The organism is Mesorhizobium sp. P3_A2 (assembly GCF_056403115.1).
In genome coordinates this window covers 32,021-57,221 of sequence record NZ_JBFUGC010000008.1, presented here as the reverse complement: position 1 = coordinate 57,221, position 25,201 = coordinate 32,021, and the positions used below count along the sequence as shown (strand labels likewise).

The 25,201-nt window shown below is 62.9% G+C and carries 28 protein-coding genes; 12 read left to right on the top strand and 16 right to left on the bottom strand.

The genetic code is table 11. The features are described from left to right. The first annotated feature begins 31 nt into the window (after positions 1 to 31). From AC1DXM_RS19000 to AC1DXM_RS18980, 5 genes are all read left to right on the top strand, one after another. Positions 32 to 856 carry a TIGR00282 family metallophosphoesterase gene (locus tag AC1DXM_RS19000; protein ID WP_181057751.1) on the top strand — a complete coding sequence of 275 codons (825 nt, stop codon included), beginning with the start codon at positions 32 to 34 and terminating at the stop codon, positions 854 to 856. Between the two features lie 71 nt (positions 857 to 927). After that, entirely contained in the window at positions 928 to 1,689 is a 762-nt protein-coding gene (locus AC1DXM_RS18995) for a TerC family protein (protein WP_142869731.1), read from the top strand. Between the two features lie 201 nt (positions 1,690 to 1,890). After that, a complete protein-coding gene (locus AC1DXM_RS18990; RefSeq protein ID WP_477235139.1) occupies positions 1,891 to 2,640 on the top strand; it encodes a YebC/PmpR family DNA-binding transcriptional regulator in 750 nt (249 codons plus the stop codon). A gap of 93 nt (positions 2,641 to 2,733) precedes the next feature. Then, positions 2,734 to 3,522, top strand: a complete 789-nt coding sequence (locus tag AC1DXM_RS18985) for an RDD family protein (RefSeq protein WP_477235137.1) — start codon at positions 2,734 to 2,736, stop codon at positions 3,520 to 3,522. Continuing rightward, positions 3,519 to 3,845, top strand: coding sequence for an Rdx family protein (locus tag AC1DXM_RS18980; protein WP_477235135.1), 327 nt, complete (start codon positions 3,519 to 3,521; stop codon positions 3,843 to 3,845). Before AC1DXM_RS18985 ends, AC1DXM_RS18980 begins: the two co-directional genes overlap by 4 nt. Before the next feature lie 32 nt (positions 3,846 to 3,877). Here the strand turns inward: AC1DXM_RS18980 and AC1DXM_RS18975 are convergent, their stop codons facing one another. Both AC1DXM_RS18975 and AC1DXM_RS18970 read right to left on the bottom strand, forming a co-directional pair. After that, positions 3,878 to 4,354 carry an anthrone oxygenase family protein gene (locus tag AC1DXM_RS18975; RefSeq protein ID WP_192258733.1) on the bottom strand — a complete coding sequence of 159 codons (477 nt, stop codon included), beginning with the start codon at positions 4,352 to 4,354 and terminating at the stop codon, positions 3,878 to 3,880. Position 4,355: 1 nt separating this feature from the next. After that, positions 4,356 to 5,183, bottom strand: a complete 828-nt coding sequence (locus tag AC1DXM_RS18970) for an NAD(P)H-binding protein (RefSeq protein ID WP_477235133.1) — start codon at positions 5,181 to 5,183, stop codon at positions 4,356 to 4,358. A gap of 118 nt (positions 5,184 to 5,301) precedes the next feature. Here AC1DXM_RS18970 and AC1DXM_RS18965 point away from each other — a divergent pair, with 118 nt between their 5' ends. Then, complete coding sequence (locus tag AC1DXM_RS18965; RefSeq protein ID WP_477235131.1) at positions 5,302 to 5,943, top strand: TetR/AcrR family transcriptional regulator; 642 nt, start codon at positions 5,302 to 5,304, stop codon at positions 5,941 to 5,943. 330 nt (positions 5,944 to 6,273) lie between these two features. Here AC1DXM_RS18965 and rpmE read toward each other — a convergent pair whose 3' ends face one another. After that, the gene (rpmE, locus tag AC1DXM_RS18960; protein ID WP_112559687.1) at positions 6,274 to 6,495 is read right to left on the bottom strand and encodes a 50S ribosomal protein L31; all 222 of its coding nucleotides are present in this window, start codon (positions 6,493 to 6,495) and stop codon (positions 6,274 to 6,276) included. 205 nt (positions 6,496 to 6,700) lie between these two features. Here rpmE and AC1DXM_RS18955 point away from each other — a divergent pair, with 205 nt between their 5' ends. After that, on the top strand, positions 6,701 to 8,503 hold the full coding sequence (locus tag AC1DXM_RS18955) for an ABC transporter transmembrane domain-containing protein (RefSeq protein ID WP_477235129.1): 1,803 nt from the start codon (positions 6,701 to 6,703) through the stop codon (positions 8,501 to 8,503). Between the two features lie 21 nt (positions 8,504 to 8,524). On the opposite strand, the gene AC1DXM_RS18950 is transcribed toward AC1DXM_RS18955, so the two are convergent. Continuing rightward, positions 8,525 to 10,642 carry a DUF3857 domain-containing protein gene (locus tag AC1DXM_RS18950; RefSeq protein WP_477235127.1) on the bottom strand — a complete coding sequence of 706 codons (2,118 nt, stop codon included), beginning with the start codon at positions 10,640 to 10,642 and terminating at the stop codon, positions 8,525 to 8,527. Positions 10,643 to 10,745: 103 nt separating this feature from the next. Beyond that, positions 10,746 to 12,230, bottom strand: a complete 1,485-nt coding sequence (locus AC1DXM_RS18945; protein WP_477235125.1) for a carboxypeptidase M32 — start codon at positions 12,228 to 12,230, stop codon at positions 10,746 to 10,748. Positions 12,231 to 12,392: 162 nt separating this feature from the next. Between AC1DXM_RS18945 and AC1DXM_RS18940 the strand changes: the two genes are divergently transcribed. Next, complete coding sequence (locus AC1DXM_RS18940) at positions 12,393 to 12,746, top strand: DUF1304 domain-containing protein (protein ID WP_477235123.1); 354 nt, start codon at positions 12,393 to 12,395, stop codon at positions 12,744 to 12,746. Positions 12,747 to 12,830: 84 nt separating this feature from the next. Here AC1DXM_RS18940 and AC1DXM_RS18935 read toward each other — a convergent pair whose 3' ends face one another. The 9 genes from AC1DXM_RS18935 to AC1DXM_RS18895 all read right to left on the bottom strand — a co-directional run bounded on the left by AC1DXM_RS18935 (position 12,831) and on the right by AC1DXM_RS18895 (position 20,849). After that, positions 12,831 to 13,256: a hypothetical protein gene (locus AC1DXM_RS18935; protein WP_477235121.1), complete on the bottom strand. Its 426-nt coding sequence runs from the start codon at positions 13,254 to 13,256 to the stop codon at positions 12,831 to 12,833. Between the two features lie 239 nt (positions 13,257 to 13,495). Then, positions 13,496 to 14,527 carry a peptidoglycan -binding protein gene (locus AC1DXM_RS18930; protein WP_477235119.1) on the bottom strand — a complete coding sequence of 344 codons (1,032 nt, stop codon included), beginning with the start codon at positions 14,525 to 14,527 and terminating at the stop codon, positions 13,496 to 13,498. 1 nt (position 14,528) lies between these two features. Beyond that, complete coding sequence (locus tag AC1DXM_RS18925; protein WP_477235117.1) at positions 14,529 to 15,554, bottom strand: MotA/TolQ/ExbB proton channel family protein; 1,026 nt, start codon at positions 15,552 to 15,554, stop codon at positions 14,529 to 14,531. 182 nt (positions 15,555 to 15,736) lie between these two features. Beyond that, a complete protein-coding gene (trhA, locus tag AC1DXM_RS18920; protein WP_477235115.1) occupies positions 15,737 to 16,432 on the bottom strand; it encodes a PAQR family membrane homeostasis protein TrhA in 696 nt (231 codons plus the stop codon). Positions 16,433 to 16,516: 84 nt separating this feature from the next. Then, positions 16,517 to 17,317: an inositol monophosphatase family protein gene (locus tag AC1DXM_RS18915; RefSeq protein WP_477235113.1), complete on the bottom strand. Its 801-nt coding sequence runs from the start codon at positions 17,315 to 17,317 to the stop codon at positions 16,517 to 16,519. Positions 17,318 to 17,348: 31 nt separating this feature from the next. Continuing rightward, on the bottom strand, positions 17,349 to 17,915 hold the full coding sequence (gene efp / locus AC1DXM_RS18910; protein WP_112559678.1) for an elongation factor P: 567 nt from the start codon (positions 17,913 to 17,915) through the stop codon (positions 17,349 to 17,351). Positions 17,916 to 18,021: 106 nt separating this feature from the next. Beyond that, complete coding sequence (locus tag AC1DXM_RS18905; RefSeq protein ID WP_477235111.1) at positions 18,022 to 19,086, bottom strand: tetratricopeptide repeat protein; 1,065 nt, start codon at positions 19,084 to 19,086, stop codon at positions 18,022 to 18,024. A gap of 61 nt (positions 19,087 to 19,147) precedes the next feature. Further along, on the bottom strand, positions 19,148 to 19,795 hold the full coding sequence (locus tag AC1DXM_RS18900; protein ID WP_477235109.1) for a thiamine phosphate synthase: 648 nt from the start codon (positions 19,793 to 19,795) through the stop codon (positions 19,148 to 19,150). Positions 19,796 to 19,937: 142 nt separating this feature from the next. Beyond that, on the bottom strand, positions 19,938 to 20,849 hold the full coding sequence (locus tag AC1DXM_RS18895) for a DMT family transporter (RefSeq protein WP_477235107.1): 912 nt from the start codon (positions 20,847 to 20,849) through the stop codon (positions 19,938 to 19,940). 135 nt (positions 20,850 to 20,984) lie between these two features. Between AC1DXM_RS18895 and AC1DXM_RS18890 the strand changes: the two genes are divergently transcribed. Continuing rightward, a complete protein-coding gene (locus AC1DXM_RS18890) occupies positions 20,985 to 21,422 on the top strand; it encodes an Lrp/AsnC family transcriptional regulator (protein WP_477235105.1) in 438 nt (145 codons plus the stop codon). A 12-nt stretch (positions 21,423 to 21,434) separates the two neighbouring features. On the opposite strand, the gene AC1DXM_RS18885 is transcribed toward AC1DXM_RS18890, so the two are convergent. After that, positions 21,435 to 21,893 (bottom strand): N-acetyltransferase family protein, encoded by a 459-nt coding sequence (locus tag AC1DXM_RS18885; protein WP_477235103.1) that lies wholly within the window; start codon positions 21,891 to 21,893, stop codon positions 21,435 to 21,437. A 173-nt stretch (positions 21,894 to 22,066) separates the two neighbouring features. Between AC1DXM_RS18885 and AC1DXM_RS18880 the strand changes: the two genes are divergently transcribed. Beyond that, positions 22,067 to 22,837 (top strand): sulfite exporter TauE/SafE family protein, encoded by a 771-nt coding sequence (locus AC1DXM_RS18880; RefSeq protein ID WP_477235100.1) that lies wholly within the window; start codon positions 22,067 to 22,069, stop codon positions 22,835 to 22,837. Positions 22,838 to 22,880: 43 nt separating this feature from the next. On the opposite strand, the gene AC1DXM_RS18875 is transcribed toward AC1DXM_RS18880, so the two are convergent. Next, positions 22,881 to 23,432: a DUF2269 family protein gene (locus AC1DXM_RS18875; RefSeq protein WP_477235098.1), complete on the bottom strand. Its 552-nt coding sequence runs from the start codon at positions 23,430 to 23,432 to the stop codon at positions 22,881 to 22,883. A gap of 657 nt (positions 23,433 to 24,089) precedes the next feature. On the opposite strand from AC1DXM_RS18875, the gene rcdA reads away from it, so the two are divergent. Together rcdA and ruvC are read left to right on the top strand one after the other, a co-directional pair. Further along, complete coding sequence (gene rcdA, locus AC1DXM_RS18870) at positions 24,090 to 24,620, top strand: protease adaptor protein RcdA (RefSeq protein ID WP_181062223.1); 531 nt, start codon at positions 24,090 to 24,092, stop codon at positions 24,618 to 24,620. Positions 24,621 to 24,688: 68 nt separating this feature from the next. Beyond that, positions 24,689 to 25,201 carry a crossover junction endodeoxyribonuclease RuvC gene (gene ruvC / locus AC1DXM_RS18865; RefSeq protein WP_112559670.1) on the top strand — a complete coding sequence of 171 codons (513 nt, stop codon included), beginning with the start codon at positions 24,689 to 24,691 and terminating at the stop codon, positions 25,199 to 25,201.

Below are 25,201 nucleotides of genomic sequence, written 5' to 3'. Positions count from 1 at the left end.
CTAGCGTCCTCGCCTCTGGATAGAAGTGGGCATGAGACTTCTCTTCCTCGGCGACATGGTGGGCAAATCGGGACGTACGGCAGTGTGGGAACAACTGCCCGGCCTGATCTCCGACTTCAAACTCGATTTCGTCATCGTCAATGGTGAGAACGCCGCCGGCGGTTTCGGCATCACCGAAGACATTTTTCGCGACACCATCGCCGCCGGCGCCGATGTCGTCACCACCGGCAACCATGTCTGGGACCAGCGCGACGCGCTGATCTTTGCGCCGCGCGAGGAACGTTTCCTGCGTCCGTCCAATTTTCCCAAGGGCACGCCGGGGCGCGGCTCCGGCGTCTACATCGCTAAAAACGGCGCGCGCGTGCTGGTCGCCAACATTATGGGCCGGGTGTTCATGCATCCCGAACTCGACGATCCGTTCCAGGCCGGCGAGCGCGAGCTGGCCGCCTGTCCGCTGGGCGAGCAGGCCGATGCCGTGGTCATCGACTTTCACGCTGAGGCGACTTCGGAGAAAATGTGCTTCGCGCATTTCGTCGACGGTCGTGCCAGCCTCGTCATTGGTACCCACACGCACCAGCCGACCGCCGATCACCAGATCCTCAATGGCGGCACGGGCTACATGTCCGACGCCGGCATGTGCGGCGACTATGATTCCTCGCTCGGCATGGACAAGGAAGAACCGCTCAACCGGTTCCTGTCGAAAGTGCCGAAAGGCCGGTTCGAGGCGGCGACCGGACCCGCGACATTGTGTGGCATCGGCGTCGATATTTCCGACCGCACCGGGCTGACCGAGAAGATCGCGCCGTTTCGTCGCGGGCCGCGGCTGGAGGAAACAGCGCCGTCCTTCTGGTCGTGACATTGATATAGACGCACGCAGTACCTAACTGGCGGCGACACCTGCTTCAGATCGTAGAGGGGACGACCTCCATGCAGCTCATCGAATTCCTGGCGCCGCATTTTCAATTTGTCTCTGACCCCACCGCCTGGGTCGCGTTGCTGACGCTGATTGTGCTCGAGGTCGTGCTCGGCATCGACAATCTGATCTTCATCTCGATCCTGACCAACAAATTGCCGGAAGCGCAGCGCGCACGCGCCCGCCGTCTCGGCATCTCGGCGGCGCTGGTCATGCGGCTGGTGCTGCTCGCCACCATCTCGATCATCGTTCAGCTGACGACGCCGGTGTTCACCGCTTTCGGCCACGGCTTTTCCTGGCGCGACCTGATCCTGATTGCCGGCGGCCTGTTCCTGGTGTGGAAGGCGACCAAGGAAATCCATCACACGGTCGATCCGGAGGATCACAAGGACACGATGCTGGGCGAGACGCTGCAGATCTCGCTTGCCGGCGCCATTTTCCAGATCCTGCTGCTCGACCTCGTCTTCTCGATCGATTCGATCATCACTGCCGTCGGCATGACCGACGAGATCGCCATCATGTATATCGCCGTGATCGTGGCGGTGAGCGTGATGATGCTGGCGGCCGGGCCGCTGGCCAATTTCATCGCCAAGAACCCGAGCATCGTCATGCTGGCCTTGGGCTTCCTGCTAATGATCGGCATGACGCTGATCGCCGACGGCATGGGCTATCATGTTCCCAAGGGCTACATCTATGCCGCCATGGGTTTCTCGGCGTTGGTCGAAGGACTCAACATGCTGGCGCGGCGGCGCAGGAAATCCGGTGGTGGGCATTGAAGCTGCTCGCCGGGGCGCTGTGAACGCCGTGTCTGGACGAATTGAGCCGATTTATCTATAAGCCGGCCATTCCGACAAAGAGCGCCGTATGCCTTCGCAGGCATGCGAGAGACGTTCTGAAATTAAATTCGAGCATTTGCGGGAAGGCCGGGTATCGTCGCCTCGCTTCGTAATGCTCTAGCCGAAGACGACAGGGGTGCCATGGCTGGCCATTCACAGTTCAAGAACATCATGCACCGCAAGGGCCGCCAGGACGCGGTGCGGTCGAAAATGTTTTCCAAGCTGGCGCGCGAAATCACCGTCGCCGCCAAGAGCGGGACGCCGGATCCGTCGATGAATCCGCGCCTGCGCCTGGCGATCCAAAACGCCAAGGCGGTGTCTATGCCGAAGGACAACATCCAGCGCGCCATCAACAAGGCGTCGATGGGCGATGCCGAGAATTACGAAGCGGTGCGCTATGAAGGCTACGGCCCGGGTGGCGTGGCGCTGATCGTCGAGGCGCTGACCGACAACCGCAACCGTTCGGCCTCGAATGTGCGCGCCGCCTTCACCAAGGCCGGCGGGGCACTCGGCGAAACCGGCTCGGTGTCGTTCATGTGGAACCGCGCCGGCGAGATCTACTATCCGGCCTCCGCCGGCAGCGCCGACAAGGTCATGGACGCGGCGATCGAGGCCGGCGCCGATGACGTGGAATCGGACGAGGAAGGCCACACCATCTATTGCGCCTTCGAGAGCATGGGCGAAGTGTCGAAGGCGCTGGAAGCCGCGCTCGGCGAGGCCGAATCGGTGAAGCCGATCTGGCAGCCGCAGAACAATGTTCCGGTCGACGAAGAACGCGCCCAGTCGCTGATGAAGCTGGTGGCGACGCTCGAAGACGATGACGACGTGCAGAGCGTCTACGCCAATTTCGAGGTCGACGACGAGACGATGGCCAAGCTCAGCGCGGCATAGGCCCGTGTGCAATACAGGCGCATGCGAATATTGCTGTCGGTAGGTGGCCTGCCTACGCTATAGGCTAGTCATTTATCACGGGGGGGCGCGCCGATGGCCGACTATGAGGAGGCACGTTTTGTGGAGCCGGTGGCCTGGCCTCGCCGGCCTGGCCTATGGCGCCGGCTTCTCGCGGCACTCATCGACTATCTTGTCGTCCTGATCGCTCTGTACTTGCTCGTAGGGACTCTGTTTCTGCTGACCAACGGTGGCGTAAAAGGCAGCTTTTGGCTGAACTGGAAACTATGCCAAGAGGGTACGATTCATGGTGCGCCGGCACTTGCCCGTTATGACTGGCAGGTGTGCAGAACATCAGTACTCGGTTTGCCGGTCGCCATATGGAGCGTGGGTACGGCACCGGGCTCAAAGCCTGGAGAAACCTCCTCCATCTCGATCGATCTGGATACGCAAGGGAATTTCAGGCCTGCAGCGTTGGACCTGGGTTTCCTCGAGCTGATCGCTCTCGCATCGTACCTTCTGATTATGGAGTTGAAGTCCGGCCGACCAATCGGCAAGCGGCTGGCGGAGCTCATTGTGCATGATGAGGCCGACAAACACAGGATCGGCCTGCCGGTGAGAAAAGCTGTTCGGCGGCAATTTATGAAGTTTCTCGGTGCATTGCCGATCGTCCTGACGGGAGCTTGGTATGCTTTTCAGACTTGGGGCACCGCTCCCGGTGGCGTGCAAGACTACTCCAGCCTGGAAATAGTGGTTGCATCCGCCGCTCTCGTTTTGGTGTTGATCTGGCCGATCTGGATCGCGATATCCATGGCGCTGGGCGACGACCCGATACACGATCGATTTGCAACGACCACAGTACGCGTACAGGAGACCCAGACATGAGCGTGTCGGAGAGGCCTCGCGTGGTCATCACCTATTGCACGCAGTGCCAGTGGCTGTTGCGCGCCGGCTGGATGGCGCAGGAACTGCTCTCGACCTTCGGCACGGATCTGGGCGAAGTGACGCTGGTGCCGGGCACCGGCGGCATCTTCACCATTTCCTGCAACGATCAGATGGTCTGGGATCGCAAGCGCGACGGGGGTTTCCCGGAAGCAGCAAAACTCAAGCAACTGGTTCGCGATGTGATCGATCCGGACCGCGATCTCGGCCACTCCGATCGCAAGGGTCACACCTCAAAGGACCCCACGCAAAAAGACCCCGCCTGAGCGAGGTCTTTTGCATTTGCGAAATGCCATCTTCATAGCAACGCGAAGATGAAGCAGGCCATCGATACTATGGCGGTGATGGTGCGGACGTGGTTCCACATCACCCATTGGTTCAGATGGTTCGCCCACACGGCGGCGCCATTGGCGCTGGCTGGGTCGACGGCGGCGAGCGCATCGTTGAGCGGCACATTGAAGACCATGGTCACGATCGGGTTGCCGATCAGATAGATCACCGCGCCGGCAAGCAACCAGTACGAGCCGGACTGGCTCCAGCCCATGATTGCGGCGGCGATAAGCACCAGGCAGAGCAGGCCGGTGCCGAACAGCGCCGTCATGAAGGTCGGGGTGATCACCGTGATGTTGATCGAATTCATCGCCGCAATGCCTTGAGGGACGGGCAGCCGGGCAAGCGCGGCCATGACGAAGTTGGAAAAGGCGAAGAACACGCCGCCGACGACGCCCGAACCGATTGCGGCAATAATGGTGAGGGTGGGAAGAAGCTTGATCATCTCAGTTGCTCCAGATGCCGGTTGCGGCGGTTTCATGTGCGTAGGCGGAAAAGTCTTTCGGCGCGCGGCCGAGCACACGCTGGACGCCATCGGTCAGCGTCTCGTTACGGCCGTCGAGCACTTCGGTGAACAGCTCGTTGAGCAGCCAGGCGATTTCAGGCGGCAGTTCATATGCGGCCATCGCGGTGGTGAATTCGTCATGCGAGACCTTGAGATAGCGGATGTCGCGGCCGGCCGCCTTGGCAATCTCGGCGACGGCGTCGGCGAAGCTCAGCAGACGCGGCCCGGTCAGCTCATAGAGCTGCCCGACATGGCCTGGCTCTGTCAGTGCGACGAAGGCTGCGTCGGCAATGTCGTCGGCATCGATGAAGGGCTCGCCGACAGTGCCGACCGGCAAGGCAACTTCGCCTTCGAGCAAGGACTCGATGAGAAAGCCTTCGCTGAAGTTCTGCGAAAACCAGGCACAGCGCAGGATCGTCCAGTCGGCGCCCGATGCTTTGACCATCTCTTCGGCGCGCTGGGCTTCCGTCTCGCCGCGCCCGGAGAGCAGCACCAGCCGGGTGACGCCATTGGCGACTGCAAGCCTGGCGAAGGCCTCGATGGTGTCGGCCGCGCCCGGCACGGCGATGTCGGGATAGTAGCTGATGTAGACGGCACGCACGCCTTGCAGGGCCGGCCCCCAGGTCGCCGGAACCTCCCAGTCGAAGCGTGGGCTGCCGGAGCGCGAGCCGATGCGCACGAGAACGCCCTGTGCGGTCAGCCGCTCGGCGAGGCGACGGCCGGTCTTGCCGGTGCCGCCGAGGATCAGGATTGGTTTGGTGTCGGTCATTGTGGTTTTTCCTCTGTTTGAAAAATATGAGTAATCCTCACATTTGCAAAACGTGATAAACCCTCGTATTTTGCGAGTCAAGCCGTTGTTGGCGATTTTCTCGAGACCGGAGACAGCCATGGAAGACACAGCAGCGCCCGCATCTGCCCAGGAGCAGGTCGCATCGCCGCGGCGGGCGCCGACGCAGCAACGCAGCCGCGAGCGGGTCGAACGGATGCTGGCCGCAGCCTCTGCGTTGATTGCCCAACAAGGCAGCGACGCCATGCGCATGGGCGAGGTGGCAGAACGGGCCGGGGTGTCGATCGGTTCGCTCTACCAGTTCTTTCCCGACAAGCGGGCGGTCGTCTGGGCGCTGGCCGAGCGTTACACCGCCGAAAGCCAGGCCTGCATCTCCTCGGCACTCAAGGATGTCACCGACGCCGAAGGCCTGCGGCAGGCGTTTTCGGAGCTGGTCGATATCTACTACCGGCTGTTCCTGGCCGAGCCGGTGATGCGCGACATATGGTCGGGCACCCAGGCCGACAAGGCGCTGCGCCAGCTCGAACTCGCCGACAGCCGCGCCAATGCCGAATTTCTGACCGCGGTCCTCAAGCGCCTGCAACCCGGCGCTGATCCGGTAGCGCTGGAGACGACGGCGTTTCTGGTCTGGCAGATGGGCGAGGCCGCGGTGCGGCTGGCGATCTCGGTCGACCGGCAGGAGGGCGACAGGCTGGTGGCCGCCTACAAGCGCATGGCGCTGCGGGAGTTATTGGAAGGGTAGTGACGACCCGAGCTTGGGCTTGTACGGCAGCGCTGGCGGTTGGAAACCATGGGCGAGAGCGGCCCTCTCCCCGTCACTATACGGGGAGAGGATGCCGGCAGGCAGGTGAGGGGCAGCACCGGCCTATGACATTTGACGTCGCTTCGTCGCAAACCGTCACCGAATTTCTCAGGCCGGCTATTTTGCTGATGATCAACCTTGCCAATGCTGGCGCTGCCCCTCATCCGCCTGCCGGCACCTTCTCCCCGTATAGTGACGGGGAGAAGGGGCTGTGGCCAACAAAAAACCCACCACAAGGGCGGGTTCTTGATTCTGCGATGCAGATAAAACTTAGAGGCCGAAACCTTCGAAGCGCTTCTTGAACTTCGACAGGCGACCGCCGCGGTCGAGCAGGGTCTGCTGGCCGCCGGTCCAGGCCGGGTGCGTGGTCGGATCGATATCGAGGTTCATCGTATCGCCTTCCTTGCCCCAGGTCGAACGGGTCATGTATTCGGTGCCATCGGTCATGACGACCTTGATGGTGTGGTAGTCGGGATGGATGTCGGCCTTCATTGTCGTGCTTCCTGGCTTGTGGCGCTGCCGACGGGCCCGTGGCCTGCGTCGATGCGCCCCTTTTTAAAACTCGAAGCCGCAGCTATTGAAAAGCCACGGCTTCTAAAACGGTCGGCGAGCCTATACATCAGCCGGAATTGAATCACAAGGCCGTGGCGGGCGCATATTGAAAGCGCCCACCGGGAAGCGGCCAGAGGAAACGGTCATGGCGGACATCAGCGGCGAGCAAGACGGGCGCAGACGCTCGCTCGGACCGCTCAGGCGCCTCTCTCCCTACATCGCCCGCTACCGCAAACTGGTCATCGGCGCCGTCATCTCGCTGGCCATCGCGGCGGCAACGACACTGGCGCTGCCGCTCGCCGTGCGGCGCATGATCGACCACGGTTTCAGCGCGCCCGGCACCTCCTTCATCGCCGAGTATTTCGCCGCTTTGGTGGCGATGGCAGCCATTCTGGCGGCGGCATCGGCCGGCCGCTATTATTTCGTCATCACGCTCGGCGAGCGGGTTGTTGCCGACATCCGCAGCGATGTGTTTTCGCATGTCACGACGCTGTCGCCGTCCTTCTTCGACACCGCCCAGTCGGGTGAGATCGTCTCGCGGCTCGCGGCGGATACGACGCAGGTGAAATCCGCCGTCGGCGCCACGGCCTCGGTGGCGCTGCGCAATGTCATCCTCGGCCTCGGCGCGGTGGCGATGATGGTCGTCACCAGCCCGAAACTGTCCGGCCTGGTCATCGCGGCCATTCCGGTGATCGTGCTGCCGCTGGTCGCCTTCGGCCGCTCGGTCCGGCGCCGGTCGCGGCAGGCGCAGGACACGCTGGCGCAAGCGACCGCCTATGCCAGCGAGCAGATCGGCGCGGTGCGTACGCTGCAGGCCTTCACCAACGAGGCGCTGGTCACCGGGCGGTTCTCGGCCGCGGTGGAAGCCGCCTTCCAGGCAGCGCGCTCGTCGATTTTCGCCCGCTCTTTCCTCACTTTCTTTGCCATTTTCATGATCTTTTCCTCGGTCGTGGCGGTGCTGTGGTTCGGTTCGCGCGACGTACTTGCCGGCACGATGTCGCCGGGCACGCTCGGCCAGTTCCTGCTCTATTCGGTGTTTGCCGCCGGCGCGCTCGGCGCGCTGTCGGAAGTGTGGGGCGAGCTCTCCCAGGCGGCAGGTGCGGCCGAACGGCTGACCGAGATCCTCGACGAGACGCCGGCGATCCTGGCGCCTGCGAAGCCGCTGCAGCTGCCGGCCAAGGCGAAGGGCGCGATCAGCTTCGACGATGTCTCCTTCTCCTATCCGGCAAGGCCCGACCGCGCCGCCGTCCATGGCCTGAGCTTCCAGGTGAAGCCGGGCGAGACGGTGGCGATCGTCGGGCCCTCGGGCGCCGGAAAAAGCACGGTCTTTTCGCTGATCCTGCGCTTCTACGATCCCGAGACCGGCCGCATCGCCATCGACGGCGTCGACGTGCGCGAGGCCGATCCGGCCGATGTCCGGGAGCGCATCGCCATCGTGCCGCAGGATGTCACCATTTTTGCGGCGAGCGCGCGCGACAATATCGGCTTCGGTCGGCCGGGCGCCACGAATGCCGAGATCGAGACGGCCGCCAGGGACGCGCTGGCCGACGAATTCATCCTCAAACTCGACAAGGGCTATGACAGCCAGGTTGGCGAGCGCGGCGTGACCTTGTCCGGCGGCCAGCGCCAGCGCGTGGCGATCGCCCGGGCCATCCTGCGCGACGCGCCGATCCTGTTGCTCGACGAGGCGACCTCGGCGCTCGATGCCGAAAGCGAAACACTGGTGCAGACGGCTCTGGAACGGTTGATGCAGGGCCGCACCACCATCGTCATCGCCCACCGTCTTGCAACGGTGCTGAAGGCCGACCGCATCCTGGTCATGGATGGCGGCCGCATCGTGGAGGAAGGCACGCATCAGAGCCTGGTCGCCAAGGGCGGTATCTACGCGCGGCTGGCCAAGCTGCAGTTCGAAACCGGAGCCAGCGCGTTCAGGGGTGCCGCGGAGTAGGTGCTGCTGCGCAGATAGAGTTCAGCCGCGGGCAGGCTGGCGCCGGCCGCGCCGGACAGCGATGAATACCGGGACACCGACGAACAAGGTCAACAGGAACATGCTGGCGATGATTTGTCGCTGCTCCGTGTCCGGATCGCTGACCTTCATTTCGACTGGTGGCGGATCGACGTAGGTGAAATCGTACTCCCACTGGACGTCCTTTGAGATGTCCTCGACGGATTTGAGGTAATCCGCAATCGCTGTGGCAGGAACTTCCGTCGCCAGTGTCTGCAAATTCCATTCCACCCGGAATTCGGTTGCCGTGTTGCTCCACGACGTCTTCAGCGACACATAAGGTGTCACGATGTTCTTTATTTCCTCGCCGGAAAACCTCGCCTTGAGGTTGCGTAGCGTCACGCTGTGGCGACGGTAATACGGAGTGCCGAGCGATATCGGGCCGCGACGGCCGACGATGGTCGGGGCCGGGAGATAGTTGCCGAGATCCGCCGCCTGGACAGGGAAATTCTTGGCAAGGTCGTTGGCCGCCAGCGCCTGCGCCGGCAATGAATAGCTTTCTTTAACGCTGACGACGTTGCCGTCGCGTTGATCCAGGATTTCCAGCTTTGCGGCGCTTTGAATGCCCGGATACTGCTTGCTGTAATATTTCAGATAGTTGTCCGACAGCTCGGTCAGCGACTGGCCAGCCAGCCTGTTGCGCATCGAGTCGGCGTCGGCGCCTTCGTACATGGAAAAGACCGTCAGCGACAAAGGATCGCCCGGCTTCTCGGGAAAGTCGAATTCCTCGGCGACCTGGATCGACGGGCTGGTCAGTTCCGGGGTCGGCATCTTCTCCAATCCGCCGGTGCTGGAAAGCGGCAGCGCGAACCCATAATCGGCCTGCGCAAGGTTGTATGCCTTGCCGCCCTGAAGGTCGTTGGTGGCATCGAGCCAGTATGTCTGGCTTCCGATCTTCGCCTTGACGATGGCGTGGTCGAAATCGCGCAGCGCCGGCAGGTGTTGGTCGAGAGCCCGCCCATGGTCGAGATCGGCCAGGGCGACTTCGGCAGAAATGCCAAGTCGCACAAGCGACGAGGCAAGCAGCAGTGCCTTGTCCTTGCAATCGCCAAACCCGCTTTGCAGGACAGTCGCCGGATCGCGTGGAATGTAGGACCCTGCACCGATCGACAGGCTGACATAACGGATCTGGTCCTGCACCAGCCGTGTCGCCTGGATCATCCGGTCTTCGGCCACAGGATGCTTGACGGCGATGTCGTCGAGCTTGGCTGCGAAGTCGGCGGGAAAATCGGTCACCGGCCTGTAGTGGGGCGCAATGGCGTCGACGACACTGTGCCAGTCTGCGGTCGAGGCCACGTCGACAGAGCCCCAGGCCGGATATTGCACCGGCAGGTTGTCCTCGACCTTGACCGGCTTCGGATTGCGGATCTCCCACAAATAGACCGTGTCCGATCCCGACGACGAGATTCCCGGCTTGAATTCCGTTCCTCTTGCCTTGATCTGAAGCGGCTGACTGGCGGGCCAGGTGATGTTTGCGCGGATCAGCGCCACCGGCTCTTCCCACTCGGTCGCAAAGCTGAAGAAGAAAAGATCCTTGCCGACAAGCGGCGTGATTTCGTAGGTCGTTGCATAGTCGACAATGTCACCGACACGCACATCTTCGACGTTGACGTGGGCCGTCAGCCAGCCGTCGTACAGGCCTTTCTCAGCGTCCTTTTCCTGCCTGAAAATATCGAATTTCGTGCTTGCCAGCCGGTCGATCACGGCGCCATCGCGGATGATGCGCAGATGGTTCAAGGTGACTTTGTGCCGCGACGGATCGAATTGCAGATTGATCCCGGCGCCCTGCTCGAGGCCTGGCCGGTCGACGATCTTGTAGACCGTGCGGGAGTACTGATCGTAACCGCCGGTGCGGCGAGCGATCTGGTCGTCCGAGAGCAGCCACGAGATGCCGTTCCTGATCTGGTCGGATCGGGTGGCGTCAGCCGAGGGAACATCGATCAGCCTCGTCCAGGCCGGCGCTGGTCCGACAAGGACGACGTCGTCGGATAGGGCGGGAGAACTCAAGCTGACCAGAAACAGGGCGAAAGCAATGAGCCGCCAGTAAGATTTGATCACATGAAAATCAATACAGACCGACATTCCAGTTTCGCCAGCGCCCCAAAGAGCCCCTTTTGTCAAAGGCTTTCCGGCAGAAGTAAAGACCATGCCCTATGTTTTTGGATGCGGTGCCAGCCGAAATGGCTCACGCCCCGTATCGCTGTTGCAGGTGACGGGTGAAATGCGCGGCATTCAGTTTTTCGCCGGTGGCGCGTTCGAGCAGTTCGGGCGTCGACCAGCGTGAGCCCTGCGACCAGATCTTGTCGCGGCGCCAGCCGTTGATGGCCTCGAAGTTTCCCTTTGCAAGGTCGTCGCCGGCGGAAGGATGCTTGCGGGTCAGCGCCGCCCACTGCTGCGCCGCCATCATGGCGCCCAGCGTATAGGACGGGAAATAGCCGAAGGCCGCACCTGGCCAATGCACGTCCTGCATCGGCCCGTCGGCCGGGTTGTCAATGGTCGACAGGCCAAGATACTCCCGCATCTTGGCGTCCCACGCCTCGGGCAAGTCGGCAGCCTGCAATCGCCCCGAGACAAGCTCCTGCTCCAACTCGTAGCGCAGGATGACATGCAGCGGGTAGGTCACCTCGTCGGCGTCGACGCGGATCAGGCCGCGCTCGACCCGGTGTACATGGGGCAGGATGTCGTCGAGCGACCAGGCTTCGCCGAGATGCTTTTCGACCACGGGCAGCGCCCAGCGCCAGAATTCGGGGTTGCGGCCGATCTGCTTTTCGACGAACAGGCTCTGGCTTTCATGCACCGCCATGCCGCGCGCCTTGCCCAGCGGCCAGTGCGCCCAGGCCTTCGGCAGGTTCTGTTCGTAGAGCGCGTGGCCGGTCTCGTGCAGCACGCCCATCAGCGCCGACAGGAAATCCGAGGTCTTGTAGCGGGTGGTGATGCGCACGTCGCTCGGCACGCCGCCGCAGAAAGGATGATGCGACACCGACAGCGAGCCATGGGTGAGGTCGAAGCCGACCGCCGCCATCATGGCGAGGCCAAGCTCGCGCTGCCGGTCTATCGCATAGCTGCCCGAGAGCGGCTTCAGCGGGTGGCTGGCCAGCCGCGCCTCCTGCACGGCCAGCGCCTCAGGCACGAAGGACTTCAGGAACGTCTTCAACTCAGTGAAGACCGGCGTGATGTCGGCGGCGCGGTTGCCAGGATCGTATTGCTCCATCAGCGCGTCGTAGGGATCAAGGCCGAGCGCGTCAGCGCGCAGTGCGGCCTCCTCGCGGACCAGCGCGATGACACCTTCGAGTGCCGGCAGGAAGCCGGCCCAGTCGTTCTTGGCGCGAAGGTCACGCCAGAGCTGCTCGGAGCGCATGCGAGCCACCGTCTGGCGCTCGACGAACTCGACCGGCAGGCAGGTCAGGTTGGTGTATTGCCGGCGCAATTCCCGGACCGCCGCCTGCTGCTCCTCGTTCAGCACCTCTTGTTCGGCGGCGGCTAGCCAGTCGGCGATTTCCGGCGCCGTTGCCCTGATATGCAGCATGCCGGCAAGCGAAGACATGGCTTCGGCGCGCTTCTCACCGCCGCCGACGGCCATGTGGGTCGCCTCATCGGCGCCGAGGATGGCGAGCGCATGTTCCAGCGCTTCGAGCTTGTGGCCGAGATCATCGAGTTTCTGAAAGGACATGGCAGGTTCCGCGTTTTGGACGGCGGGAAAAGATACCAATGCGCCAGGCTTGGCAACCCTGCACGAGTGTCGGTTCATAGGCGCAAGGCGGCGCGAGCTTGCACGCCGCGACGCGCGTGCTCAATATGGACCGACGGCGTGCTGCCACCTGGGGGAGAAGACATGATCGCCAACATACTGGTCGGGCTGGTGGCGCTGATCCACTGCTACATCGTCTATCTGGAGATGGTGGCGTGGGACACGCCGCGTGGCCACAAGGCGTTCAACCTCAAGCCGGACTTCGCCAGCGCATCGAAGGTGCTGGCCGCCAATCAGGGGCTTTACAACGGCTTCCTTGCCGCCGGGCTGATCTGGGGCCTCTATCTCGGCGCGGCTGGATTCCAGATCAAGGTGTTCTTCCTGCTTTGCGTCGCCATCGCCGGGCTCTATGGCGCGGCGACCGCCAGCAGGAAGATCCTGTATATCCAGACCGTGCCGGCGGTGGTTGCGCTCGTCGCGCTCTGGCTCGGCTGGTAAAATGACGCCCTCGGACCAGATCCCGCGGGCGTCAGACTGTCCCTTTCTCATTCTTTGGATATCCGAGGATATCGCAGCGGGTTCTCAGCCGTTCGGATAATTGCCGCCGTCGGAACCGTCACCGATCATGAAGCCACTACCGGTGTCGGACATCAGGGCCTGGTCGACGTTGTCGAGGCGGCGCAGCAGGTCGTGGTATTGCGCGGCCGGGATCCGGCCATGATCCGAGCCAGCGACCCGTTCGGCGGCCTGGCTGATATGCGCCGCGCGCAGATGCAGCCGATGCGCTTCGGCCGACGTGATCGCGTTGGCCTGCCTGGCATCGGTGATGCCCTGGTCGACGCCCTTTATCTGCTCGATCAGGCCGGTCACGCGCGGACCGGTCATGTCGGTCGGGTCGCTGGCGTCGAGGGCGCCCTTGTGATGTCCGGCGGCATAGGCGCCGGCGAGCGGAACGGCGATCAGAAGTGTGGTGAGGGCTGCAGTCCTGAGAGTCTTCAAAGAACGCATGATATGCGTCTCCTCCTGCTTTGGAAAGGGTAAGCGCTTTAACTCCGCCTTCCGGACGCGGGCCGTCGGGTTCCGTCGCGTCGCGATGGGAGGCATCGCCGGCGGTTCTCGGCCCTGCGCGGCAAATTAGGAGCCCAGAAACGTGAAGTGTAATTAAAAAAAGATAATGTTTTCAGGCCTTGCCGAGGCTGCCTTGCGCCCTAGAGTTGAGCCGTCGAACAAATTCGCGTGACTAAAAATCACCGTTCGGTGAGCTTCAGTTCAATGCGGCGGTTCTTGTTGCGGGCGTCTTCGGTGTCGGCGGGATCGAGCGGCTGAAATTCGCCGAAGCCGGCGGCGACCAGCCGGTTAGCGGGCACGCCGTTCTCGATCAGGAACTTGACCACCGAGGTCGAGCGCGCCGTCGACAGCTCCCAATTGTCGCGGTAGCGGCCGGTGCCCGACAGCGGCTTGTTGTCGGTGTGGCCGTCGACGCGCAGCACCCAGTTGATCTCCGGCGGAATTTCCTTTTGCAGTTCGATGATGGCGTCGGCGAGCTTCTTCATCTCGACTTTGCCGGCATCGTTGATCACTTCGGAGCCGGTCGGAAACAGCACCTCCGACTGGAAGACGAAGCGGTCGCCGACGATGCGGATGTTCTCGCGGTCGGCGAGGATTTCGCGCAGGCGGCCGAAGAAGTCTGAGCGGTAGCGGTTCAGTTCCTGCACGCGCTGCGCCAGCGCGACATTCAGCCGACGGCCGAGATCGGCGATCTTGGTGTTGGAATCGCGGTCGCGGGTTTCAGAGACATTGAGGGCGTCCTCGAGCGCGCCGATCTGCTTGCGCAACGCCGCGATCTGCTGGTTGAGGATCTCGACCTGGCTCAGCGCCTGCTGGCTGATCTGGCGCTGGTTGTCGAGTTCGCCGCCCAGTTGAGCCGCACGCTGGTTGGCGGCGTCGCCGGCGCCTGCACCTTGCGCCAGCAATTGCTCCAGCCGGCTCTTCTCGGCTTCCGACGCCGACAGCGAGGCCTGCAGATTGGCGAGCGAATCATCCTTGTCCTGCGCCGTCGAGCGCTCCAGCGCCAGCAACTGCGTCAGTTCGTTGATCTGCGAGTTGAGGCGCGAGAGCACGGTGTCCTTGCCGGAGAGTTCGCGGCCGAGCAGGAACTGCGCCAGTACGAAGACGGTGAGCAGGAACATGATGGCGAGCAACAGCGTCGACAGTGCGTCGACGAAGCCCGGCCAATAATCGATGCGGCGGTCGGTGCGACGGCCCCTGGCGAGCACCATGCTAGTGCACCCCGGGCTTCTTCAGGGCGTCGGCGATCTTTTCCAGCGTGTTGCGCATCGCCTTCTGCTCGTCCGACTGGGCCTCGACCCAGTCGCGCATGATCTGCTGCTCGGAACGCATGTTCTTGACCAGGCCGGAAATGCCGTCGGCGAGATTGGCCATGGCGGTGGCGACGCGCGGATTGGAGCCGCCGCCGTTTTCCTGCATGCTGCGCAGCCGCTCCGACAACAGGCGGATCTCGTCGGAAGGCTCGTTCTTGGCCGGATCGGCAACGACAATGTCGGAGGAGAGATCGGTGACCGAGGACAGCCAGTTTTCAAGCTCGGTGTAGAAGCGGGTCTGGGCGCGGCCGGCCTGCAGGTCGAGGAAGCCGAGCACCAGCGAACCGGAAAGGCCGAACAGCGAGGACGAGAAGGCGGTGCCCATGCCGGCCAGCGGCGCCGACAGGCCCTGTTTCAACGAATCGAGCACGGCGGCGGCGTCGCCGGTGCCGGGATCGAGCGATTCGATGGTCTCGCGGATCGAACCGATGGTGTTGAGCAGACCCCAGAAGGTCCCGAGCAAGCCGAGGAACACCAGCAGCCCGACGAGATAGCGCGAGGTGTCGCGGCTTTCGTCGAGGCGGGTGGCGATCGAATCCAGCATGGTACGCATCGAGGAGGTCGAGAAGGCCACGGTCGAGGAACGGCCGATCATCGCCTTCATCGGCGCCAGCAGCACCGGTTCGGTGGTTTCGGAGCCGGCGCGGAACGAATTGACCCAGCGCACTTCACGAAACAGCCGTCCGACCTGGGCGAAGGCAAGCAGGATGCCGACCGCCAGCACGCCGATGATAAGGCCGTTGAGGCCGGGATTGCTGCCGAAGGCGGTCGAGATCTGGCGGGTGAGGATGGCTGCGATGAAGGCGACGATGACCAGGAAGATGACCATGGTCAGGAGGAAGACCTGCGGGCTCGACAGTTTGTGCGGATCGTACATCAGGACATCAGAACGCCTGCCCACGCCGAAGGATCTGAGAAAAGCCATCCGTGCCCCGTTTCCGATGCTCTTTATTTGCCTTGACGCAATTCCGAACGGGAAACCGCTCACACTTTCCCGGAATTGCTCCAGTGCCGCCGATCACGTAATTCGCGACTCTAAACGCAATTGTGACCAAATTGAATGGCGCTTGGCAATATTGCCCGATGGGTCGGGCGGCACTGCGCCTTTCAGAGGCGGTTGATGACCAGGCAGTCGACCATGGCGGCAAGATGCAGCCCGGCGCCGGTGATGACAAAGCCGTGCCAGACGGCATTGTGGAAACGCAGCCCCTTCCAGGCGAAGAAGATGACGCCGCAGGAATAGACGATGCCGCCGGCGACGATCAGCGCGATCGACGTTGTCGGCAATGTCGCGACCAGCGGCTTGACCAGAACGATGCCGCTCCAGCCGATGGCGAGATAGAAGACTATGGCCAGGCGGTCGAAGCGGCCGGGCAGAAATACTTTTATGGCGATACCGGTCACAGCCGCGGTCCAGACAAGGGCAATCATCGGCAGCGCCAACGGCGAGCCGTCGAGCTGGGCCAGAAAGGGCGTGTAGGTAGCGGCGATCAGTAGGTAGATCGCTGCATGGTCGAAGCGCCGCAAGATCCATTTCGCCGGCGATGTCACCGGCCACAGATTGTAGGTGAGCGACACCGACAGCACGGTCAGCAGCGATACCACGTAGAAAGCGATGGCGATGTATTCGCCCGGACCGGCATGGAAAGCGGCCAGCGCCAGCAAGGTCGAGCCCGCCGCTATCGCCAGCACGATGCCGACCGCATGGACGATGCCGTCGGCGATCATCTCCGCACGCGAATAGTGCCAACGCCCGACAAAGGGGATATCGATTGGCGTTTCTGGCGGGGATTGTGGCGGCATGCGCGAAGGTCCTTCGTCCCCCTTATCTGGGCGGTCGCCGGGCAGTATTTCAAGCTTTGGTTGCGGTTTTGCGACTGCGGCGCTTCAGCGCGCCGAGATCGGCTTCTTCACCGCCTTGAGCAGCGCGCGCTGGATGACCTCGTTGCCAGCAACGACCGAGCCGTTATCCAGCATGTCCTGGCCGCCCTCCATATCGGAGACGAAGCCGCCGGCTTCGCGGACCAGCAGCAGGCCGGCGGCGATGTCCCAGGCCGACAGGCCGGTTTCCCAGAAGCCGTCCATGCGGCCAGCGGCGACATAGGCGAGATCGAGCGCGACCGAACCCAAGCGGCGCACGCCGGAGACCTCGGCCATCACATTGCGCAGCTCGACCAGGAAATTGCCGTGCTGGCCGCGGCCGAGATGCGGGATGCCGCAGCCGATCACGCAGTCGGTGAGCTTGATACGGCCGGCAACGCGCAGCCGGCGATCGTTCATGAAAGCGCCGCCGCCGCGCTCGGCGGTGTAGAGCTCGTCCATCGCCGGATTGTAGATGACGGCGGCGACGAGCTGACCCTGGCGCTCCAGCGCGATCGAGATGGAAAAGATCGGAATGCCATGCAGGAAATTGGTGGTGCCGTCGAGCGGGTCGACGATCCAGCGGTGCTGGTCGTCGTCGCCTTCGACCACACCGCGCTCTTCCATCAGGAAGGCATAGCCCGGCCGCGCCTTCGACAGTTCGGCAAACAGGATGTCCTCGGCCTTGCGGTCGGCCTGGCTGACATAGTCGCCTGGCCCCTTCATCGACACCTGCAGGTTCTGCACCTCGCCGAAGTCGCGCGACAGCGAGCGGCCGGCCTTCATGGCGGCCTGGACCATGACATTGAGAAGTGCTGAGCGTGCCATCGTATTTTCTTCCTGCTGCTGCGCCTTAAGATCAGTCCGCGCGGCGCATGTAGGTGAGCTCGTTGGTGTCGACGACGATGCGTTCGCCGGCGCCGATGAATGGCGGCACCAGCACGCGAATGCCGTTTTCCAGCACCGCCGGCTTATAGGAAGACGCAGCCGTCTGGCCCTTCACCACCGGGTCGGCCTCAGTGATGGTCAGCGTCACCTGGTCGGGCAGCGAAATGCCGATCGGCCTGTCCTCATAAAGCTGGACCGTCACCATCATGCCGTCCTGCAGGAAAGCGGCGCGATCGCCGACGAAATCCTTCGCCAGTTCGAGTTGCTCGTAGCTCTGGGTGTCCATGAACACCAGCGCGTCGTCCTGTGCGTAGAGGAAGGAAAAATCCTTCAGGTCGAGCCGGATCTGCTCGACGGTCTCAGCCGAACGGAAGCGCTCGTTGAGCTTGGTGCCGTTGATCAGGTTCTTCAGCTCGACCTGGTTGTAAGCGCCGCCCTTGCCGGGCTTGACGGTGTTGGTCTTGACCGCCACCCAGAGGCCGCCATCGTGCTCGATGACATAGCCGGGACGGATTTCGTTGCCATTGATCTTGGCCATGATGATGTTGATCCGGGAATGAGATGGTCGCTGGACAAGCGATTTCGGGCTCCCAAGACCACAAATCACCCGAAGAGGCAAGGGAGCGGGGGGATGCAAGGCATGCTCAGGGCAGGCGGTTGGCCTTCTGCAGGGCCTGCTTGGTCTGGTCGTCGGTAAGTCCTTGCAGGAAATCGTCCATCTCCGGATCGATAAGGCCGGCACGGCGGGCGACAACATACCAGGCCCCGGCCAGGATCAGGTCGGGATCGGTGCCGATGCCGCCCATATAGAGCTTTGCCAGACGGTTCTGGGCGGCGACGTTGCCGCCTTCCGCTGCCTGCTTCATCCAGTTGAAGCCGGACTTCAGGTCGCGAGCACCGCCGCGGCCCTCGATCATCCAGGCGGCAAGATCGATCTGCGCGGTGTCATAGTTCTGCCTTGCGGCCTGCGCCAGCAGGCGGCGTGCCTGGGCATCGTCGTGCGGCTTGCCGCCGACGCCATTGGCATAGACCTGCGCCATCGCATACTGGGCGTCGGCAAGGCCGGTCGCCGCGGCCCGCTCATAATAGGGCACGGCCCTGGCGATGCCGGCATCGCCCGGATCCTGCTGTACAAGCAGCTGCGCGAAGTTGAACTGCGCCAGGCGATTGCCGGCTTCAGCGGCGGCCTGCATCAGGGCGTAAGCTCCCTTCTCGTCCTTCTTGACGTAGCGGCCGTCGAGCAGCATCAGCGCATACTGGAACTGCGATTCCGGAATGCCCTGTTCAGCGGCCTGCGCATACCATTTGGCGGCCTCCGCCGGGTTGAGCGGCACGCCCAGCCCGCGCGACAGGATCTCGGCCACCAGCGTTTGCGCTGCCGGGTCGCCATTCTGGGCCCGTACCAACGCCAGATTGTAGGCGGTCTTGTAGAGGCCGCGCTGGAAAGCGCCATAGGCCGGGTCGGCCAGCTTTGCGCCGAAACGCTCGGGATTGATGGCATCGGCCGACGGCAACGGCGCGGTCGTCGCGGGCTGCGGCAGCGGGGTGTCGATCGGCTTGTCGACATGAACGCCGGAACTCATGGCATCGGCCTTGGGGGCACCGGTCTTTGCGGCGCCCGCATCGGGGGCGCCCGCAGCCGGTGCGCTGATGTCGGGTGCGCTGGTATCGGGCCTGGGTTGCGGCAGCGGAATGGGTTCCGCCGCCATCGCCGCCCCGCTCATCAAGGCCGCAACGAAAACCGCGATAGCAAGTCCTGGTCGGCGCACGTCAGTCCTCGAAGCGCGGCGCGGTTTCGTCGAGCAGCGCATTGGCGGCAGCAATCGCCGCCTTCGGATCGGCGCCGTCGGCGAAGACAGCGCTGGACAACGCCACGAATTCGGCGCCGGTGTCCGCCACTGCCTCGACCGACGCCAGTTCCGACCCGGCCATGACGATGCAAGGGATCTGGATCATGTCGGCCCACCAGCGGCCGAGTGACAGATTGCGCGGATGCGGTTCCGGCTTGTTGTCGTAGCCAAAGCGGCCGAAGAAGATGTAATCGGGCCTGGTTTCGCCGAGCTCCAGCGCGTCGTCGCGGGTCTTGGCGCCGCCGGCGCCGACCATCATCTTGCCCTGGAAATGTTCGATGGTCTCGGCGAGCGCGTCCTTGGAGACCTCGACATGAATGCCGTCGGCCTGGACGCGGCCGGCAATGCGGGTGTCGCCAGCGATGATGACGGCGATACCGGCCGCCTGCGCCACAGGCACGATCCGTTCGGCGAAGGCCTGGAAGGCAGCCTCGTCCATACCGTTTTCAGGCAGGATCAGCGAAGCGACGTCGCCGCCCTCGAAGGCCGCGGCAATACGCTCGGCCGGCGCGTCCCTGGGCGCGATCAGCACGATGCGGCAGCGGTTTGGGGGTGTTGCGTCGTTCATTGGCTTTCGATCCGGGAATTCGCCTATGCCGGGCGAAGATGGTTGCATTGCGGCATAGAGCAAAGCGCCCGCCTTGAACAGGCGGGCGAGGATCGATGCGATGGCTTGGTTTACGATCGCCGGCGAGCGGCCGATCTGCGGCTCATTTGACGGCTTGCGGGCTTTCGACCGGCGGTTTGGCTTTCCACAATGTCCAGCCGAGGTTCATGCCGGCTGCCGCTATCAGGATGGCGGCTGCGCCGACGAGCTGGGCCGGATGCAGCCGGTGGCCGAAAGCAATGACATCGATCAGGATCGCCACGACAGGATAGATGAAGGACAGCGATCCCTGCAGGTGTGTCGGCAGTTTCTGGATGGCGCCATACATCAATATGTACACCAGGCCGGTGTGGACGACGCCAAGCGTGACCAGCATGGCCCAGCTCCAGCTGTCGGGGGGCAAATGGGCGAGGTTGGCAAAGGGCGCCAGCATGACGACGCCGACGCAGACCTGGATCAGTGCGATGAGGTGCGGCGGGGTGCCCTTCAGCTTCTTGGTGACGATGGCCGCGACGGCCCAGAAGAAGGCCGCGCCGAGCGCCATGGCGATGCCGATGACATAATCGATGCCGATGGTGCTGGAACCGGCATCAGGCCCTGTCTGCACGATCAACAGCATGCCGGCGAAGGCGATGCCGAGCCAGGTCAGCTTGGTCAGGGTCAGCCGCTCGCCGAAGAACAGCGCGCCGAAACCGACCAGCATGAAGGGCTGGGTGTTGTAGACTGCCGTGGCGATCGAGATCGAGGCGCGGGAGAAGGCGCTGAACAGCAACAGCCAATTGATGACGATGGCCGCGCCGCCGATAGCGGCGATGGCAAGAATGCGCAATGTCAGCCTGCCGCGCAGCAGCCCAAGTGCTGCACAGGTGATGAGCAGCGCCACCGCACCGAAGGCGCAGCGCCAGAACACCACGTCCATGACGGGCTGGCCCGACATGACGACGAACCAGCCGATCGTGCCGATGATTGTCATCGCCGCCGTCATCTCGATCGTGCCGCGCACCGTGTTGTCCATGACAATACCTCTGATATCTGTTTGAGACTGGATAATCTCATGCGATCCTGAGGGTTTATATGATCTATAAAAGGTGATATGTGGACGTGGCCTAATTTAATAAGGCGATCTTCGCCTTTTTGCGAAAGAATGAAAATGCTGGACGATCTGGACAGAAAGCTTCTCGACATCCTGGTCAAGGATTCCCGGACATCATTGAAGGAACTGGCGCAGCAGGTCGGGCTGTCGTCGCCCAGCGTGTCCGAGCGGCTTCGGCGGCTCGAGGAGCGCGGGGTCATCCGCGCCTTCACTGTCGAGATCGACCCGGAGGCGCTGGGCTATCCGCTGCAGGCGATCGTGCGTATCCGGCCATTGCCGGGCAAGCTGCATATCGTGCAGCAGCTGATCGAGGAGATCCCCGAGTTCGGCGAATGCGACAAGGTCACCGGCGACGATTGTTTCGTGGCGCGGCTTTATGTGCGTTCGATGGGCGAGCTCGACAAGCTGCTCGACCGAATCGCCGACAAGGCCGAAACCAGCACCGCCATCATCAAGGCGCAGCCGATCCGACGCCGTCCGCCGCCACTCGGGTAAGCGTCGTTTTAGCTAGAGCTCCAGCTTGTAGCCGATGTGGCTGGCCTTGAAGCCGAGCCGGTCATAGAAGCGGTGGGCGTCGTGGCGGCTCTTGTTGGTGGTTAGCTGGACAATTTTGCAGCCGCGTGCGCGGCATTGTTCGACCGCCCATTCCAGCAGGCGCTGCCCCAGCCGTTCGCCGCGCCGGTCGGCGGCGACGCGGACAGCCTCGATCTGGCCGCGCCAGGCGCCCTGCAGCGACAGGCCGGCAAGATAGCTGATCTGCAGCGTGCCGATGACGCGGCCGCCGTCCGTCATCACGGCCAGAAACTGGTTGGGGTCGGCATTCACAGCCGCAAAAGCGTCGCGATAGGCTTTGGCCAGCGGTTCGCTTGCGTCTTCGCGGCTGCGACCGAGCGGATCGTCCGCAAGCATGGCGATGATGGCGGGGAGGTCGATTTCCTCGGCGCGGCGGATCTGGACTTCGCTCATTCTGGAAAACCTCATGCGGGGGACGGTGCCTTATGCATCGACGGCAATCGTGCCGCAAATCCGACGCCGGTGCCTTACGCACAATTGATCGCCACAGCCGGCATTTTCATGGTCGCGGTGCACGGGTTTCTGGGCTATTGCAGGGCCAGTCTCCCTCCAGCCTCCCTCACTTCATGTCAGGTCTGCTCGCCGATCCGTGGTTCTATGCCGCCGCCATTCCGGCGGTGATCCTTGTCGGCCTGTCGAAAGGCGGCTTCGGCGGCGCTGTCGGCTTTGTCGGCGTGCCTTTGATGGCGCTGGCCATGCCGCCGGTGCAGGCGGCCGCCATCCTGTTGCCGATCCTGTGCCTAATGGACATCGTTTCGGTGTGGACGTGGTGGGGCGTCTATGACCGCAAGATGCTGGTCGACATGATGCCGGGTGCAGTGATCGGCATAGGGCTGGGCTGGCTGACGGCAGCGCTCGTCACCGAAGAGATGGTGCGGCTGATCGTCGGTGCCGTCGCGCTCATCTTCGTGCTGCGCTGGCTCTATCTGCAGTTTCGCCACGGTTCCGACCATGCGGCGGCGCCAAACCGCATCGCCGCCGCCTTCTGGGGCACCGTCGCCGGCTTCACCAGCTTCGTCGCCCATGTCGGCGGCCCGCCCTTCCAGGTCTATGCGCTGCCGATCCGGCTCGATCCGAAAGTGCTGTCGGGGACATCGGCGATTTTCTTTGCCGCCACGAACGCGCTGAAGCTGATCCCCTATTTCGCGCTCGGCCAATTCGACACCGCCAATCTGACGGCGTCCGCCGTGCTGATGCCGCTGGCACCGCTGGCCACCATTGCCGGCGCCTGGCTGGTACGGCGCATGCGGCCGGAGATCTTCTATCCCTTCACCTACGCGACCGTGGCCGTGGTCGCGGTCAAGCTGCTGTGGGACGGGATCTCCGGCCTGCTGTAAAGCAGCGCGAGGCGGCCGTACGGTCGCCTGCATATTCTCGGTGTTAGACAGCGCTCGGCACGAGACGGCGACTGCCGCCAAAGGCCAGTGCGGCGCCGGCGATGACGACCAAAATCATGCCGGCGAGAATGCCGATGTCGTGCTCGGTCGGTTTGAGCACCATGTCCGCGACCACGACCAGCATCACTGCATAGTCGAAGCGTGCCACGCTCATCATGCGCTGGCCCATGGCAAGGACAGCAGGTGACATTCCCTCCTTAGCGATCACCGCTCCCATGCGCTCGCCGATTGGTTTGAAGACGAACATGCCGATCGAAAAGGTCGTGGCATAGCCGACGAGACCGATGACAATCCACAAATCTGCGGATCCCACCCAGAAGCTGCACATGATCAGGCCGAAGATCAGCGTCAGCATCGACATCGGTGCGAAAAACCTGCCGCCCAGTTGTCCGCTGGCACGGATCGCCTGCAGCTTTTCCTCGATGTTGCCGGCGCGCTCGGCAAGCATGCCGAGCAGGAACAGCACGAACCCACCTCCGACCCACAAGGTGGCCGTAGCGATGTGGAAGAATTTGATGATCGAATACCAGTCCATAGGGTGCTCCTGAAGCAATTCTAGTGGGCCGCGGCGGCACAGATTTGCGCGCGACGTCGTGCGGAGCGGGCGTTTAACGCAATGCGTGTTTCGGAACGATGTCGCATAGGCGCGCCAGTCTGTTACCGCGGTTTGATCATTCATTTTGGTCGCAAGCCGCGGCGACGGGCGGCTGTCATGGCAAAAGAGGACAGGCTCTGCGGCATGATCCTGAAACGTCGCGAGATTAAGCCGCTCTGGCCATCCAGAGATCGAGCCGGTACTGGCCTCTTCCTCGATCGATTGGGTTCCGCGGGCCGTTGTGCTGATACGACACAGAAGGGCAGCGGTTGATCAAGAAATATCCGCTCCGTTAAGGGTTCATTAAGCTTTACAGGTGTTTACTATGTCCATCCAGTTATCTGGATTCTTACCGAGTGGTTGGAGCCACTTCGTTTGACGCCTCCCTGTTAAACTCCTGAGAGCCGCCTTATCCGCGGCTCTTTTTTTGTCCGCATTTTGGGCTGCCTCGCGCCCATCCGCCGGCGTTAACCGTTTGTTAAACATGTGCTTGCCTTCAACGGCGGCGAAGCGCATTTTCAAGCTTCAGTCATCTAGGGTGCCGGCGTGACGGCGAAGAAGCCGAATCAGCCGACGGGGTAGTGCAGGGGCGTATCGATGAACGAGCCTTCGAAGGGCATCGCGAAAACCATCAAACTGGCGGAACGCCGGGTTTTCTCCCAATCCTTCAAACCGCTTTACCAGGAAGGCATGGGCCTGGTTGAGCAAGCAGCCGAATATCTCGACGGCAAGGGCCGGGCCGAGGCCAAAAAGTTGTCCAGGCTGGCGGCGACGCTCTATGCGGCCGAATCGATGCGGCTGACGACAAGGCTGATGCAGGTCGCCTCCTGGCTGCTTTTGCAGCGGGCGGCAAACTCAGGCGAGATGACCCGCGACCAGGTTGCTTCGGAAAAATCCAAGGTTCGCCTCGACACCGCGTCGGCGCATGACGAGGCGGTCGGCTGGAACGAACTGCCGAAGGATTTCCTCGATCTCGTGACACGCTCGCTGCGCCTCCAGGCTCTGGTGCGCCGCATGGACGAGGAGATCTATGGCGGCGCGTTTACCGAGACGCCGTCCGCCGTCCGCCGCGTCAATCCGGTTTCCGACCAGATCACGCTGCTCAACACGGCTTTCGCCCGGGGTTAAAACGCCTCCCGTTTCCGGTTTGTTCACATTTCGCTGGCATCGCTGTCCGCCGGAGGTAAACTTGGCGGATGGGGGAAGCGATTCGCATCATCGGTATCGACCCGGGGCTGAGGCGCACCGGCTGGGGCATCGTCGAAAGCCTCGGCAATTCGCTGCGCTTCGTCGGCTCCGGCACCGTGCGCTCCGACGACAAGGCGGCGCTTGCGACACGGCTTTGTCAGTTGCATGACGGGCTGGCCGAGATCCTGCACGCTGCCATGCCGCAGGAGGCGGCCGTCGAGCAAACCTTCGTCAACAAGGATGCAGTGGCGACGCTGAAGCTCGGTCAGGCGCGCGGCATCGCCATGCTGGTGCCGGCGCGCGCCGGCCTTGTCGTCGCCGAATATGCCCCCAATGCCGTCAAGAAAGCGGTGATCGGCGTTGGCCATGGCGACAAGAAGCAGATCCACATGATGGTCAAGGTGCTGTTGCCGAAAGCCACTTTCGACACCGAACATGCCGCCGACGCGCTGGCCATCGCCATCTGCCATGCGCATCACCGGCAGAGCGTCGCCTACCGGATGGCGGCGTTGGCATCATGA

Excerpts from the sequence above, each read along its gene's own strand:
- AC1DXM_RS18975 (WP_192258733.1), bottom strand. The coding sequence starts at position 4,354 with ATGATCAAGCTTCTTCCCACCCTCACCATTATTGCCGCAATCGGTTCG.
- AC1DXM_RS18915 (WP_477235113.1), bottom strand. The coding sequence starts at position 17,317 with ATGGCACGCTCAGCACTTCTCAATGTCATGGTCCAGGCCGCCATGAAG.
- AC1DXM_RS18895 (WP_477235107.1), bottom strand. The coding sequence starts at position 20,849 with ATGGACAACACGGTGCGCGGCACGATCGAGATGACGGCGGCGATGACA.
- AC1DXM_RS18945 (WP_477235125.1), bottom strand. The coding sequence starts at position 12,230 with ATGTCCTTTCAGAAACTCGATGATCTCGGCCACAAGCTCGAAGCGCTG.
- AC1DXM_RS18985 (WP_477235137.1), top strand. The coding sequence starts at position 2,734 with ATGGCCGACTATGAGGAGGCACGTTTTGTGGAGCCGGTGGCCTGGCCT.
- AC1DXM_RS18875 (WP_477235098.1), bottom strand. The coding sequence starts at position 23,432 with ATGGACTGGTATTCGATCATCAAATTCTTCCACATCGCTACGGCCACC.
- AC1DXM_RS18965 (WP_477235131.1), top strand. The coding sequence starts at position 5,302 with ATGGAAGACACAGCAGCGCCCGCATCTGCCCAGGAGCAGGTCGCATCG.
- trhA (WP_477235115.1), bottom strand. The coding sequence starts at position 16,432 with ATGCCGCCACAATCCCCGCCAGAAACGCCAATCGATATCCCCTTTGTC.
- AC1DXM_RS18950 (WP_477235127.1), bottom strand. The coding sequence starts at position 10,642 with ATGTCGGTCTGTATTGATTTTCATGTGATCAAATCTTACTGGCGGCTC.
- AC1DXM_RS18935 (WP_477235121.1), bottom strand. The coding sequence starts at position 13,256 with ATGCGTTCTTTGAAGACTCTCAGGACTGCAGCCCTCACCACACTTCTG.
- efp (WP_112559678.1), bottom strand. The coding sequence starts at position 17,915 with ATGGCCAAGATCAATGGCAACGAAATCCGTCCCGGCTATGTCATCGAG.
- AC1DXM_RS19000 (WP_181057751.1), top strand. The coding sequence starts at position 32 with ATGAGACTTCTCTTCCTCGGCGACATGGTGGGCAAATCGGGACGTACG.
- AC1DXM_RS18900 (WP_477235109.1), bottom strand. The coding sequence starts at position 19,795 with ATGAACGACGCAACACCCCCAAACCGCTGCCGCATCGTGCTGATCGCG.
- AC1DXM_RS18980 (WP_477235135.1), top strand. The coding sequence starts at position 3,519 with ATGAGCGTGTCGGAGAGGCCTCGCGTGGTCATCACCTATTGCACGCAG.
- AC1DXM_RS18890 (WP_477235105.1), top strand. The coding sequence starts at position 20,985 with ATGCTGGACGATCTGGACAGAAAGCTTCTCGACATCCTGGTCAAGGAT.
- AC1DXM_RS18940 (WP_477235123.1), top strand. The coding sequence starts at position 12,393 with ATGATCGCCAACATACTGGTCGGGCTGGTGGCGCTGATCCACTGCTAC.
- ruvC (WP_112559670.1), top strand. The coding sequence starts at position 24,689 with ATGGGGGAAGCGATTCGCATCATCGGTATCGACCCGGGGCTGAGGCGC.
- AC1DXM_RS18885 (WP_477235103.1), bottom strand. The coding sequence starts at position 21,893 with ATGAGCGAAGTCCAGATCCGCCGCGCCGAGGAAATCGACCTCCCCGCC.
- AC1DXM_RS18925 (WP_477235117.1), bottom strand. The coding sequence starts at position 15,554 with ATGGCTTTTCTCAGATCCTTCGGCGTGGGCAGGCGTTCTGATGTCCTG.
- AC1DXM_RS18880 (WP_477235100.1), top strand. The coding sequence starts at position 22,067 with ATGTCAGGTCTGCTCGCCGATCCGTGGTTCTATGCCGCCGCCATTCCG.
- AC1DXM_RS18905 (WP_477235111.1), bottom strand. The coding sequence starts at position 19,086 with ATGGCGGCGGAACCCATTCCGCTGCCGCAACCCAGGCCCGATACCAGC.
- rpmE (WP_112559687.1), bottom strand. The coding sequence starts at position 6,495 with ATGAAGGCCGACATCCATCCCGACTACCACACCATCAAGGTCGTCATG.
- AC1DXM_RS18995 (WP_142869731.1), top strand. The coding sequence starts at position 928 with ATGCAGCTCATCGAATTCCTGGCGCCGCATTTTCAATTTGTCTCTGAC.
- AC1DXM_RS18930 (WP_477235119.1), bottom strand. The coding sequence starts at position 14,527 with ATGGTGCTCGCCAGGGGCCGTCGCACCGACCGCCGCATCGATTATTGG.
- rcdA (WP_181062223.1), top strand. The coding sequence starts at position 24,090 with ATGAACGAGCCTTCGAAGGGCATCGCGAAAACCATCAAACTGGCGGAA.
- AC1DXM_RS18990 (WP_477235139.1), top strand. The coding sequence starts at position 1,891 with ATGGCTGGCCATTCACAGTTCAAGAACATCATGCACCGCAAGGGCCGC.
- AC1DXM_RS18970 (WP_477235133.1), bottom strand. The coding sequence starts at position 5,183 with ATGACCGACACCAAACCAATCCTGATCCTCGGCGGCACCGGCAAGACC.
- AC1DXM_RS18955 (WP_477235129.1), top strand. The coding sequence starts at position 6,701 with ATGGCGGACATCAGCGGCGAGCAAGACGGGCGCAGACGCTCGCTCGGA.